The organism is Agromyces sp. NPDC052230, assembly GCF_040679595.1.
GTDB lineage: Bacteria > Actinomycetota > Actinomycetes > Actinomycetales > Microbacteriaceae > Agromyces.
The window spans coordinates 80,940-94,718 of the sequence record NZ_JBFAVC010000009.1; the positions used below are offsets into that span (position 1 = coordinate 80,940).

The window sequence follows — 13,779 nt, forward strand, 5'->3', positions numbered from 1 at the left end:
CGGACTGGCCCGGGATTCCCTGCGAGAACGGATGTTGCGGCGTCGAGTCTATTCGAGACAGCTGGGAACGACTGCGGTCACCTCGGACCGATATCCGTTGAACATGCGTGCCCGCATCGAATGCCTTCGACCCGTCCAATCTGAATACCTAGATAGGCACCCTTCCATCACCTGAGTAATAACAGCGTTGCGTAGCCCAACTCTTGCGAAGCGCTACGCCTCGGAGTACGCGAGTTCGTCGGGTCGGGCGGTGACGTCGTCGACCCGCACGTCGCCGCACAGGTGCACCTGCACGCCGAGCCCGTCGAAGAAGGCGGCCTTGGCGATCAGTGCACGGTCGGCGGTCTCCGCGTCGCGCGCGTAGGCGACATTCAGGTGGTTCGCCTTATGCCGTGCCATGAACTGGTCGCGTGAGATGCCGTGCAGCACCGCGTGCATGATCGGCCACTCGGGATTCGTCGCCTGCCAGCGACGCTCGGTCTCCTCGGGTGGCAACGAGATGGCGCTCGCGCGTCCGAGATCGATGTGCAGGCGACCTTCGGCGATGTACACGCGGGACCAGACGACCTCACCTGGACGGGACACGCCCTTGATCGTTGATCCGCCGAGCGGGAAGTAGACGGGGTTCTGCCGCCAGCCGACGGCACCGGCGTACCCGCCCTCGAGGTGCGACGGCGGCACCGAGCCCGAGATCTCGAATACCCACACGAACTCACCGTCGTAGTCTTCGCCCCAGCGCACGTCGTGCAACGTCGTCGCCGGGTCGAGGCCCATCGCCGACCACAGCCGGTTCGTCACGAGCGCGTCGACCGCGACACCCTCGTCGGCCTCGTTGAAGTGCGGCATCGCCTGCCCCTCCCAGAGCACGCGGGAACCATCGCGGCTCGTCACAGGCGGGCGGTCGACGTTGTTGAGCAGGCCCTCGGCGAGATCCGACGCCGGCGAGAGGTCCTTCAGGCCCTGCTGGTACTGGATCCCGATGGCGTCGACCCCGAAGTCGTCGGCGATCCGCAACGCCGCGACATACATCTTGAACTGCCAGCGCAACTGCGCCTCGGTCAGCTCGGTCGCCTCGTCCGTGCCGAGCCGGAACGTCATACCGCGGTCGGTCAACCAGCTGCCGACGGCGTCGGCCTCCTGGTCGCTCACTCGCTGCATCTCCGCCCAGAGGGCGCTCTGCGACATCCGCTCCTTGTGGATGCCGATCGGGTTCAACAGCTCGTCGTCGATGATCGCGTTGTACATCCCCATGCAACCCTCATCGAAGACGCCGATGATCGCCTTGTCGGTCAGTAGCTTGGCGGCGAGCGCCTTGCCGAGCCGGGTCTCGTCGCTTGCGGGCAGCTTGGGCAGCGGGCGCACGTGCGAGGCGTCGTGGGTGATGCGTCCGGTCTCGACCCACTCGCGCAGTCCCGCTTGGAACCACTCGTCGGTGAAGTCGACCGACCAGATCGTCGAGTACTCCTTGCCCATCTTCGTCAGGCCGGCGTTGAGTCCGAGGAGGCCCACGAGTCCCGGCCAGTCGCCGGCGAAGTTCGCAACCGTGAGGATGGGGCCATGATGCGTGCGGAGCCCGATGAGCACATGGTGCGAGTACTGCCACACGGCCTCGGCGACGATGAGCGGCGCATCGACCGGGATGGACTTGAACACCTCGATGCCCATGCGCTGACTCGAAATGAATCCGTGCCCGGTGGCCTCGTCGACGGCGTTCGCGCGGACCACGCGCCATCCGAGTTCCTCGAACGCCGCGGTGATGTCGGCCTCCATCGCGGCCTGCGTCGCCCAGCCGGCGGTGTTGGCCGACTCGCGAAGGTCGCCGCTCGCGATGAGGTAGGCGGTCTTCGGCTCGGCTTTCGGTCGCTGGGCGACCGCGGGGAAGATGTAGCTCGTCATGGTGTCTCCTGGTGTGAGTGGTCGGCAGTCGCCGCGCGGGCGGTGTGGCGTGCACCTGAGGGCAGGTGCAGGGCAGCGGATGCCTCGCGTCCACGCAGCATGAGGCGGTCGAGGTCGAGGGTGCCGCCGGCGATCTGCAGCGTGAGGTCGACGCCGTTGATCTCGACGCGCCCCCACGCGTCGCCCGTCGTGAACAGGAAGCGCCCGTCTGCCCGTGGGTCGAACGAGAGCGTGCGGCTCGGGGCGTCCCATTGGGCACCGCTGAACGCGAGCAGCAATGCCCACGACGCGAGCGAGCGGGCGTAGTGGTTGCCGCACTCGATCTCGTTCCATGGGTTGCGGACGGTTCCGTCGTACCGAGCGCGAAGCGCGCGCTCGACGATCAGTGCCTCGTCGACGAGGCCGGCATAGACGAGGGATGCCGCGACCTGGTGCTCGATGCCGGTCCAGACCTCGTCGGAGTAGACGAACGGGATCGCGGGGCGCCCGCCGCGCGGCCAGGACGCGATCAGCAGGCCACCCTCGTCGTTCAGGGCGTAGACGCGCTGCGTGCTCTCATGGGGGGTGAGGTCGCCGCGGAAGTTGTGCGTGAAGATCGCGCGGAGCGCGGTGCGCACCTGGTCGGCGGGCAGGACGTCCCCGAGTCCGTTCACGTACGCGTGGAACTGACCGAGCAGCTGATCGGAAAGCACGCCGTCGCCGTACTGGTAACGGTGGCCGTCGATCTCGTCGATCACCTGCCGGTAGTACTCGCCGTTCCAGAGCACGTCCTCCATGCCGGCCGCGCACCGCTCCGCACGATCGAGCCAGTCGGCAGCGAGTCGCGTGTCGCCGAGGTGCGCGGCCATGCGGGCGCCCGCACGCAGCGCGGCGAGGAACACGCCGTTCGCGAGCGGCTCGATGCCGTGGAACTCGATGTCGTAGGTGTTGTGCAATTCGCCGTCGAGCAGACCGTCGCCGTCGCGGTCCCACTCGCGGATCGCGTACTCGAGCGAGCGTGCGGCTGCGGGCCAGAGCTCGCGCAGGAAGTCGTCGTCGCCGGAGAACCGCCACTCGCGGTGGAGCCGCAGGAAGGTGCCGAGCTGCCCGTCGACCGCGGGACCCATGAACCATGCCGGGCCGCCGAAGACCCGGTTGGAGCGGAACTTCTGCGCGCCCGAGGCATCCGTCTCGAGCAGGAACTCGACCCTGCGGGCGCTGCGTTCGAGCGACGGGAACAGCCATGCGGCGGTCTGCGCGTACGACCACACGTGCGTGCACGTACCCTCGCACGAGCCGCCGTGGTCGAACGAGCCCTCCCACGCGGCGAACACCGGTCCCTCGCCGAGCTCGGGGTTCGGGTTCTCGACGACGAAACACGTCGTCGAGCGAAGCGCCGCGATGTTCGCGCCGACCGCATCGGCGATCACCGGGTCGAGCGTGCCGCCGTAGAGCGCGTCGACGAAGGAACGGGTGGATGCCTCGAGCGCGGGCAGCGCGCGATGGAGATGGGATGCCGCGGCCCACGCGTCGGGCCACAACGTCGCGTAGTGGTTCGCCACGATCTCACCGGGGTGGTCGTCGCCGAAGACGATGTGGCCGTACCAGCCGCGTCGTCGGTTCGGGAAGCTCCACGCCAGCACGAACTCGAAGTCGCGCGACTCGCCCGGGGCGAGTTCGTGCACGATGCCGAGCGTTCCCGTGCGGAGCCGCGGGAGCTTCTCGAACAGCGCCTCCTCGGTCAGCGGCGCGCCGTCGTCGGATTCGGCGAAGAGCCCGCGTGGGCGGTCTTCTAGCGTCAGCCGCGGTTCGGGCTCGAGCAGGCCGTCGCCGAGGTCGTTCCAGAACAGGCGCGGGCCGTCGGGCCAGAACCCGGTGACCCACTGCGGTTTCGCGGTGGTCGAGGCATCCGTCGTGGTGAGGCTCATCGTGCCGTAGCCGGGGTCGTCGCTCGGCAGTCCGATGCCGAAGTCGAGCCCGCGCACCTCGCCGTCGTCGCGCCAGCGCACGGACTGCGTGGCGCGCATGCCGAACGGACCGTCGCCGCGACCGGCGGTGTGGCTGAGCGAGCCAGCGACGGTGACGGCGACCGGCACGTCGCCCGGGTTCGTCACGCGGTAGCGCAGCACGGCCGCCGGGATGCCGGAAGCATCGACGTCGAGCGGCACGAGCGGGGTGAACGCGGTGAGCGAGACGTCGACGGGCAGCGCGTCGTCGGCGAAGTCGATGTCGACGATCGGGTACTCGCCGTGCATCGTGGCGCCCGCGAGGCGAGGCAGACCCGCGAGCCGATCGAAGCCGTAGCCCGCATCCCAGTCATGCCGCCCGGTGATGCGGGCCTCGAGCACGCGGGTGACGGCCGTGCGGCCCTCGGGCGCCGCATGGATCGCGAAGAAGGTGTTGGGGTTCTGTCGACCCTTGTCGGGCAGGTTCTCGAGCTCCCAGTCGCGAAGCTCGCCGCGGGCTCCGAGCGAGACGTTGCCTGTGCCGATGCCGCCGAGCGGGAAGGCAGCGCGCTCGGCGGTGTGCGGGATGCCCCGTGCACGGCGCGTCATCGAGCGACCTCTGGCGAGGCACCGCGCTGAGCGTCGGCCAACTCGTGCACGAGGTGCTTCGTCGACGCGTAGAGCTGCAGGTAGCGCTGGAAGAGCACGTCGTAATCGGCGGCGACCGCTGCGTCGGGCCGGATCGTCTCAGCAACCGGGTTCCAGTCGGTGATGCGCGGCGAGATGCCGTCCGCAGTCGCGACCGCCGCAAGGAACGCGGCCCCGTAACTCGCTCCGATCGTGGTCTGGGGCACCTCCTGCGCGAGCCCCGTGGCGTCGGACACGATCTGGAGCCAGAGCGAGCCCTGCGTGCCGCCGCCGACGGCTACGATGCGACGGATGTCGGCGCCGGCGGCGCGCATGGTCTCGATGTTGTGCCGCACGCCGAGGGCCGTGGCCTCCAGCGCCGCGCGGTAGAGGTCGCCGCGCGTGTGGCTGAGGGTGAGCCCCGCGACCACACCCCGTGCGTCGGGATCGAGGATCGGTGTGCGCTCCCCTGCGAAGTACGGCAGCATCACGAGCCCGCGTGCGCCGACGCCGGATTCGGCGGCCTCGGCGAGGAGGGTCGGATAGTCGGCGTCGGTGAGGTCCTTCAGCCATGCGGTGAGCGCGCCCGAGGTGGCAAGGCCGCCGGCGAGGTTGCGGGTGCCGGCGAAGGCGCCGACCGTCGTCCACATCGATGGCGTGCGCAGGGTCTCGTCGCCGGTCGCGATGAGGAACATGGTCGTGCCGTACATGAGCATGAGGTCACCGGCATCGTGTGCGCCGGCGCTCACGGCCTCGGTCCAGGCGTCGATGGTGCCCGCGATGACGGGCGTGCCCGCCGGAACGCCGGTGGCGGCGGCCGCGGCATCCGTCACCGTTCCGACGACGTCGCCGGCCCATGCCAGCTGCGGCGTCTCGATGCCGTCGGCGAAGCGGCTCCACCACGGCTCGTGCCACGCTTCGGCCTCGATGTCGTACAGCGGCGAGACCTGGCTGGCGGACTGGTGGTCGAGCACGTAGGCACCGGTGAGCTTGCGCGCGAGCCAGGATGCGGGCATGAAGAGCCGGCGGGCTCGCGCGTACGCCTCGGGCTCCTCCTCCGCGATCCAGCGGATCTTCGGCCCTCCGGCCTGCGAGGTGAGTATTGAGCCGCCGATCCGAGTGATCTCGTCGACGCCGAGCTCGTGCGTCATCCCATCGACCTGGGCCGACGCCCGGGTGTCGACCCCGTACAGGATCGCCGGGCGAACGGGCTCGTCATGCTCGTCGGCGAGCAGGATGCAGGGACCCATGCCGCTGACGCCGACCCCCGCCAGCTCGATCTCGATTCCCCGATCGGATGCGTCCGCCAGCAGTCGTCGCGAGAGCTCGACGAACTCGCTCCACCAGACACGACCGTCCATCTCGACCCAGCCGGAGCGGGGGCGACTGACGTCGTGGACGACCGTCGCGATCGCGAGGATCATGCCATCTGCGTCCACCAGCGTGCCCTTGCTGCTCGAGGTGCCGATGTCGACACCGAGCGTGCACCGCTGTGGCATGGCATTTCCTCCTCGATCGCCGCCGGCTGAACGTCCTCGGCCACTCTAAGCGAAATCGATTTCATGAGCAAACAACGCTGTCTGAGCCGCTTTCCGCACAGCAGCGTTCGACTAAGCGTCGGGCCGGTCTCGCGCGGGCAGTAACTCGCCCCGCAACACGACGGTGCGGGCCTGCTGGTCGTCACCGGAGATGCGCTCGAGCAGCATCTTCGCCGCCGTCACGCCCATGTGCCGGGCGGGTAGCTTGACGACCGTGACCGCGCTCGGCGACAACGTGGTGAACGGCAGCGAGCCGACGACCGCGACACCGAGCTTCGGCGGGGTGAGTCCGTGCTCGGTGAGCACCTGGATGGCGCCGACGCCGAGGAGGTTGTTGCCCGCGACGATCGCGTCGGGCGGCTCAGGCAGCGAGAGCAGCTCCTCCATTGCCTCGCGCCCGCCATCGACCCGGAACGTCGAGTACCGCAACAGCTCGTCGGGGTCGGCGTCGGGGAAGTGTCGCGCCACGACGGCGCGCCACCCCTGGGCACGCTCGTCGGCCGTCTCGATGTGCTGGGGGCCGGTGATGCACGCGATGCGCCGATACCCGGCCTGCACGAGGTGCTCGGTCGCGGCCTGGCCCGCCGTGCGGTTCGCCATGATGACCCCGTCGATGTCGTAGCCCGTGCCGCGGTCGACCGCGACCACGGGACGGCCCGCCGCCTGGATGTCATCGAGATTGGTTTGATCGGACGCCGCCGCGAGGATCACGCCCGCCATGTGCTCCGAGATCGCGATCTGGAGGTACGTAGCCTCCTTCTCGAGCTGGGCGTCGGTATTGCACAGCACGACGGAATAGCCCGCGCTCTGCGCGACATCCTCCACGCCCCTCGCGAGTTCGGTGAAGTAGGGGTTCTCGATATCGGGGATCACGAGGGCGATGACCTCGGACTCCTGCTTGCGCAGCGTTCTCGCGGTGCGGTTCGGCGTGAACCTGAGCTCGCGCGCGGCCTCGCGCACAGCGCTCACCTTCTCGTCGGAGACAGCCACGCCGTTGAACACCCGTGAAACCGTCGCCGGCGACACGCCGGCGAGCTTCGCCACCTCGTAGATCGTCGCCATGCGCCCTGCCCTTGCGCCGGCCCGCGTTGACATGCCGGTACGGCAACCTTACAGTGTTGAAATCGATTCCAAGCGGTGCGAGCACTGCGCCGCGCCGACACGAGGAAGTGGCCGAACGTGAACTCCCTGCCCCCATCGAGTCCCGATCTCTCATCGATCGCGACGATGCGAGCGCTGCAGACGCGGTCGATCTCCCCCGAGAACTTCGACGGCTCGAAAGGCGGCGGCGGCCGCGCGACCGAGGGCACCGGGGCATCCGCTGCCCGCGATCTCGGGCCCGGCTGGAAGATCTCGCCCAGCGTCGATGTCAAGGCCGGCGAGACCTTCGAGCTCGCGACGATCGAGGGCGCCGGCAAGATCACCCACATCTGGATCACGACGCACACCGACAACTGGCGCACCCTCGTGCTGCGCGCGTACTGGGATGGGGCCGACGAGCCCGCGGTGGAGGTGCCGTACGGTGACTTCTTCTGCAACGGTTGGGGCGTCTTCGCACAGGTGAACTCGCAGACGGTCGCCGCCAACCCGCACGGCGGCTTCAACTCGTACTGGCCCATGCCCTTCAAGGCTGGCGCCCGGCTCACGATCGAGAACACCTCGGTCGTCGACGTGCGGGTGTACTACCAGGTCACCTACGAGGCCGGCGGCAACTACTCCAACGACGGCTACTTCCATGCGCAGTGGCGGCGCTCGAACCCGCTCGAAGAGCAGGTACCGCACACCATCCTCGAAGGCATCGAGGGACAGGGCCAGTACGTCGGCACGTACCTCGCATGGGGCGTGAACACGAACGGTTGGTGGGGCGAGGGCGAGATCAAGTTCTACCTCGACGACGACACCGACTACCCGACGATCTGCGGTACCGGTACCGAAGATTACTTCGGGGGCGCGTGGAACTTCGACATCCCGGGCCAGGGCTACACCGAGTTCACGACGCCGTACCTCGGCATGCCCCAGGTGATCCGCCCCGACGGCCTCTACGTCAGCCAGCAGCGCTTCGGCATGTACCGGTGGCACCTGCTCGACCCGATCTACTTCGCCACGGGGATTCCGAAAGTCGACATTCAGGCGCTCGGCTGGCGCAGCGGATGGCGTTACCTGCCGCTGCGCGACGACATCGCCTCGACCGCGCTCTTCTACCTCGACCGGCCCACGGCGCGCCGCCCGAAGTCGCCGTCGGCCGACGACATGGAGGTGCACCTCGGCAGTGCCCCCGTGCCCGATATCGGGGCGACGCCGCCGCGCGCACCACGGGATTGACATGGCCGACGCGCACGCCGGATGCCTCGAAGGCAGATCCAGCGGAGCAACCCCGCCCCGCCCGGCGTCAGGCCGGGCGGGGCGGAGTGTAGGGCTCCGGGATGCTTCGCTTTCAACCCAGTTCAGGAGCGACCTGGTTTGTCGGGCTTGCCCGGCTTGTCGGGGAAGTCGGGACGCGGCGGCCTTGGGTCGTATGGCACCGCATCGAGGCTGAGGTCGCACCCGTCGCACGAGGTGAGGATCGCCCGTTCTGCCTCTGCCGTCGTCGTGACGACGAGTCCCGAGTCCCCACGGTACGCGTCGCGCCGCACGGTCGCGGCGAAGCCGAGCGTCAGCGTTTCACCCGGGGCGATCTGACCCGACCAGCGCAGCGTCGTGCCGTCGAGCACCGGTTCACCAGTCGAGGAGCGCACCGATGCGGCATCAAGGTCTGCATCGTCGAGGAGTCCACTGAGGTCGACCGCGAGGCTCACGGTCTCGGCGGTCGAGCTGTCGGTGGAAGCGGACATCTCGTACGAGACCACATCGTCGCGCACCACCTCGGAGCCCGCCGCCGGGTCGGACGAGACCGCGACGGTCAGCCCGGGAAGCTGCTCCCTCGCCTTCACGAGCGAGAGGTCGTCGATCTGCACCCAGCGGTCGCCGTTCAGGTTGGTGCCGACGAAGGCCTGCACCGCCGTGCGATCCCCGCTGTGGAAGGTCACGGTGAATCGCGTGTACGCCCCCACGGACTCGAAGGATGTCTCGGCGAGCGTCATGCCGCCGGCCCCGAGTTCGCGCACGCCGATGGATCCGGGCGCCGGGGTGCCGCCGGTCACGACGAAACCGGTGAAGGTGTACGTGGTGTTCGGCTCGACCGCGACGTCCTGGTGCACGTCGATCCACCCGGCGTTGTGGCGCATCCAGCCCTGCTTGATTCCGCCATGCGCCCAGGCGTGGTTGATGTCGATGCCGCAGTTGCCCGTGCACGCCCATGGCGCCGGCATGGTGCCGTCGACGGCACGTTCGAACCCGGGGTCCTCGATCAGGTTCGGGTTCACGACGGTGCCCGTCTCGTCGATCTCGGCGCGCATCAGGTACACGTTGTACGGATCCCATTGCGAGAGCGCGAAGTAGAGTTCGCCGTCCTCCGACGAGGGGTGCAGGTAGCCGCCGTACAGGCCAGGGTGGTCGGCGAAACTCGCAAGTCGTTGCGCTTCGCCCCACGGCCCCTCGGGGGCCGGCGCAGTGCGCAGGACCAGATCAAGGTCTTCGTTGAGGTAGGTCATCAGCCAGCCGCCCGTGTACTCGCTGTACTGCACCGAGAGCTCCGCCGTGTTCGGCGGCACGATCGGCGCGGCGACCGTGTCAGCACCGAGTACCCACGTCGTGCCGTCCCAGTACGAGTACGCCGTCTTGTCGAGCAGGGATGCCTCGGGCACTCGGGCGACGTGTGCCGCACCGAAGCGGCCGTTCGGCGTGCCGAACATGTAGACGTAGCCGTCGTGGCGCTCGAACGCGACCATCTGGAACGGATGCTGTCCGTCGGCGGTGTTGGCCCATTCCGGTCCATCCGTCGAGTTCCAGGTCTCGCCGTTGTCGTCCGAGAAGGCGATGCGGCTGAAGTTGGTGTCCCACGCGCCGGGCGCGCCCCACTGGCGCACCGACATGAAGGCGAGGTACTGCCGACTCCCGACGGCGATGCCCGCTGTCGGGATCGTCGTGATCTCGTCGCCGTTCACCTTCTTCGACGGGATGATCTCGGCGGCGTGGCCCGGCGCGTCCTCGACCGCCGAATCGAAGGTCATGCCGTCGGCGAGGTCGGTGTCGCTGCTGCGCAGCAGCACGTTCGACCGCCAGTCGCCGCCCCCGCCGCCCGGCCCGTTCCAGTCACCGAACGTATCGCCGAAGGCGGTGAGGATCTCGCCCGAGCCGTTGCCCCACATGATGCCGAGGTCGGTGCCGGTGACCGCCCAGCGCGTGTCGGTGGCGCTCAGCGACTTCGGCCCGGTCATCTTGCTGACGAGCACCGCCGGTGAATGGTCGGCGGATGCCTCAGCGACAGCGTTCTCCGCTGACGCGTCCGTCGTGGCGGATGCGCCGGTCGGCACGAGCACGCCGACGACGAGCGCGCCAACGGCGGCGAGGACTGCGGTGTTCCTTCGGATGGGTTGCATCATTGCATCTCCCTCTCGGTGGATATGGCTGATGAATCAGGTGCCGAGGGCAAGCGTCATTTCAGGCCGGCCATCTTGATGTTTCCGATGATCTGACGCTGGAAGATCAGGAACAGGATGATGACCGGCGCCGCCGCGAGCACCGACCCCGCCATCAGGAGACCGAGCTCGGTCGACCGCTCGGAGCGGAACGTGGCGAGGTACTGCTGCACCACGAACTGCTCTGGCGTCGTGATCGTCATGATCGGCCAGACGTAGGAGTTCCAATAGGCCAAGAACGCGGTGATCCCCATCACGACGAAGGGGGGCTTCGAGAGGGGAAGGAAGAGTCGGATGAAGATGGTGAACCGGTTGCAGCCATCGAGCATGGCGGCCTCTTCGAGACTCGACGGAATGCTCAGATAGAACTGCCGGATGAAGAACACCATCGCTGCGCTCGCCGCGCCGGGGATGACGAGCACCGCCAAGCTGTCGAGCATCTGGAGGTTCGTGACCACGATGAAGCTCGTGAGCAGGATGGTCATGCCTGGAATGAACAGCGTCGTGATCAGGATGACCCACAGCGTGCGTTTGAACCGGAAGTCCAGGCGCGCGAACGCGTAGGCGGCGAGCGAGTTGACCGTGAGGCTCAGCAGAGTGAACAGCACCGCACCGAGGAAGGTCCAGGCCATCGTTCGCAGGAACGTCGGGTCGCCGAGGATCTGGACGTAGTTCTCCCATTTCCACACCTCGGGGAAGAACTGGAACGGCGTCTTCAGCACCTCGGTCTTCGTCTTGAAGCCTGCGATGAGCATCCAGGCGAGGGGGAAGAGCGCGGTGACGACGAACAACACACCGACGATGCCCTTGCCGGTCGCGAAGAGCCACCACCTCGTGTCGCGCTGGGGTCGTCGGACGGAAGTGAGTACGGGGGTTGCAGCCACGTCAGTCCACGAGCCTTTCGGAGTTGACGAATCGGAACACGATCGCCGAGACGCTGCCCAGCACGACGAAGAGGAGCATGGCGGCCGCGATCGAGAAGCCGACATTGATGTCGTTGCGGAAGTGGATGAAGATGAACAGGTTCGGCAGGGTCGTGGAGTTGAGGGGTCCGCCGTTGGTCATGATCAGTGGCAGCTCGAACTGCTGGATCGCCGCGACGAATCCGGTGACGACGAGGTAGAGCAGCACGTTCTTCATCTGCGGCAGCGTGATGAAGAACGTCTTCTGCCACCAGTCGGCGCCTTCCATGGCCGCCGCCTCGTAGAACTCCGTCGGGATGTCGACCATGGCTGCGACCATGATGAGCGAGGTGAGCCCCATGCCGAGCCAGATGGCCGGCACCGCAATCGCGAGCAGCGCCAACGACGGGTCGCCGATCCAGGCGGCAGGGTCGATGCCGAACAGTCCCAAGAACCAATTGAGTAGTCCGCCCGAATAGTCGTAGATCAGCACGAAGATGATCGAGGTGATCACCGTGGAGATGATGGTGGGCACGTAGATGCTGACCTTCAGCAGGCTCGCGAACCGCCGCGAGATGCTCACGACGAGCGAGGCGAAGAGGAACGCGAGCACGAGCATCGGCGGCACGGTGAGCAGCACGAAGAGGAAGCCGCGAGCGATCGCCTCGAGGAAGAGCGGGTCGCCCAGGACATCGACGTAGTTCTTCAACCCGACGAATGCCGGGTCCTTGTAGAAGCTCCAATCCTGGAATGACAGGTAGGCGGCGTAGATCGCCGGCCAGATGACGAAGATGCCCAGCAGCACCATCGCCGGCAGGATCAGCCAATAGGCGAGCTTGCCGTCTCGATATCGATAGCGGTCGCGTCGGAGCCGCTGTTCCCGGCGGCCATCGCTGTCCTCTCGGGTCTCCGCGACCCCGACTCCCGCGCGCACCAATTCGGTGACCATGATCCGTCCTGTCGTTCCGTGCCGGGCTCGACTGGTCGGAAGCCGGTTCACCCGCCTCCGACCAGTCGAATTCCGATCAGTTCTGCGGCGCCTTGCTCGGCAGATCGTTCTTCTCGATCACCTTCTGGATCGCATCGGATGCGGTCTTCAGTGCGTCGTCGATCGATGCCGCGCCCTTCATGCCCGCCTCCACCGCAGTGCCGACCGCGAGCGAGACATCCCACGGGTAGGTCGGCTCGGGGATCGCGGTGGGGGCGATGTCGTTCACGATGATGCTCGACCATGGGGCATCCCCTGCTGCATCGCTTGCGGCGACCGCCTCTTGCACCGCGTCACGCACGGGGACCTTCGTGAATTGCGTGTCGACGAAGAACGGAACGAGGTTCTCGGGGTCGCCGGCAAGGGCCCATTCGAGGAAGGCTCCCGCTGCTTCGGCGTTCTTCGTCTTCGCGTCGATGACCCACTTGAAGTTGCCGAGGGTCGTTGCGGTACGGTCATCGGACCCGGAGGCCGAAGGGAAGGCGCCGATGCCGGTCTTGGCAAGCAGGTCGGGGTAGTCGGAACCGATCTCCGACATCATCCACGAGCCCGAGACCTTGAACGCCGTCTTCTGCTCGCCGAAGTCCTTGCCCTCGACATAGGCGGCGAGGGGCTGCTTGGGCATGTATCCCTTGTCCCACAGTTCCTTGTAATTGCCGATCAGGGCTTTGTACTCATCATTCTCGACGTCAGGGGCGGTCCAGTCGTCGGTCAGGGCCGTGTGGCCGGCGAAGTTGAACTGCTGGCCAACCGACGACCAGGCGAAGGTGATCGCGTCCTGCGCGGGCGAGATGCAGTACTGGCCGTCCTGAAGTGTCGGCTGGATCTTCGCGCACGCGGCAAGCAGGTCGTCCCATGTCTTCGGTCCCTGCTCTGCGTCCACACCTGCCGCGGTGAGCATGTCCGTGTTCCAGAACAGCACGGACTGGGGCTCGAGTAGCAGCGGGTAGGCGTAGTACTTGCCGTCGAGCTGCGAGACGGGCTTGGCCGCGTCGATGATCTCGCCGAGCGCGTCCGCGGATACCACCTGGTCGAGTTCGTAGAGCTGACCGGCGTTGACCGCATCCTGGATGCTGCCGGGATGGGTGTAGATGTCCGGCGCCTTGCCCGCGGCCTGCGCGGACTTCATTTTCTGATCCCATGCGTCGGCCGGCACTTCGGTGTCGACCACCTTGACCTCGTCCTGGGCCGCGTTGAACTTCTTCACGATGTCCGCATACCACTCGTTCTCGACGGGCGTGAATGTGCGGTGCCAGAACTCGATGGTGGTGGTGCCGTCGGCAGCTTCGCCGCTCGATGGCGCACACCCGGCGAGCATTGCCCCGACGGCCGCGGCAGCGATGCCGACGGTGGCGAGCCTCGTGATTCTCTTGTGCATTCGTCCCT

9 protein-coding genes are annotated in these 13,779 nt (G+C 67.4%); 1 reads left to right on the forward strand and 8 read right to left on the reverse strand.

Annotated features, from left to right (window positions below):
* Window positions 1–213: 213 nt before the first annotated feature.
* The 4 genes from AB0K73_RS18545 to AB0K73_RS18560 form a co-directional block, all read right to left on the reverse strand.
* Window positions 214–1,896: a fucose isomerase gene (locus tag AB0K73_RS18545; RefSeq protein ID WP_360518046.1), complete on the reverse strand. Its 1,683-nt coding sequence runs from the start codon at window positions 1,894–1,896 to the stop codon at window positions 214–216.
* On the reverse strand, window positions 1,893–4,430 hold the full coding sequence (locus tag AB0K73_RS18550; protein WP_360518049.1) for a GH116 family glycosyl-hydrolase: 2,538 nt from the start codon (window positions 4,428–4,430) through the stop codon (window positions 1,893–1,895). Before AB0K73_RS18550 ends, AB0K73_RS18545 begins: the two co-directional genes overlap by 4 nt.
* Entirely contained in the window at window positions 4,427–5,947 is a 1,521-nt protein-coding gene (locus AB0K73_RS18555; protein WP_360518052.1) for an FGGY family carbohydrate kinase, read from the reverse strand. The genes AB0K73_RS18550 and AB0K73_RS18555 overlap by 4 nt, the downstream gene beginning before the upstream one ends.
* Window positions 5,948–6,058: 111 nt before the next feature.
* Entirely contained in the window at window positions 6,059–7,048 is a 990-nt protein-coding gene (locus tag AB0K73_RS18560; RefSeq protein WP_360518055.1) for a LacI family DNA-binding transcriptional regulator, read from the reverse strand.
* Between the two features lie 117 nt (window positions 7,049–7,165).
* On the opposite strand from AB0K73_RS18560, the gene AB0K73_RS18565 reads away from it, so the two are divergent.
* Complete coding sequence (locus AB0K73_RS18565) at window positions 7,166–8,308, forward strand: glycoside hydrolase family 172 protein (protein WP_360518058.1); 1,143 nt, start codon at window positions 7,166–7,168, stop codon at window positions 8,306–8,308.
* 122 nt (window positions 8,309–8,430) lie between these two features.
* On the opposite strand, the gene AB0K73_RS18570 is transcribed toward AB0K73_RS18565, so the two are convergent.
* The 4 genes from AB0K73_RS18570 to AB0K73_RS18585 form a co-directional block, all read right to left on the reverse strand.
* Window positions 8,431–10,467, reverse strand: a complete 2,037-nt coding sequence (locus AB0K73_RS18570) for a DUF4185 domain-containing protein (protein WP_360518061.1) — start codon at window positions 10,465–10,467, stop codon at window positions 8,431–8,433.
* A gap of 53 nt (window positions 10,468–10,520) precedes the next feature.
* Window positions 10,521–11,387 (reverse strand): carbohydrate ABC transporter permease, encoded by an 867-nt coding sequence (locus AB0K73_RS18575; RefSeq protein WP_360518064.1) that lies wholly within the window; start codon window positions 11,385–11,387, stop codon window positions 10,521–10,523.
* A gap of 1 nt (window position 11,388) precedes the next feature.
* A complete protein-coding gene (locus AB0K73_RS18580; RefSeq protein ID WP_360518067.1) occupies window positions 11,389–12,354 on the reverse strand; it encodes a sugar ABC transporter permease in 966 nt (321 codons plus the stop codon).
* 76 nt (window positions 12,355–12,430) lie between these two features.
* Window positions 12,431–13,771: an extracellular solute-binding protein gene (locus tag AB0K73_RS18585; protein ID WP_360518070.1), complete on the reverse strand. Its 1,341-nt coding sequence runs from the start codon at window positions 13,769–13,771 to the stop codon at window positions 12,431–12,433.
* Window positions 13,772–13,779: the final 8 nt, after the last annotated feature.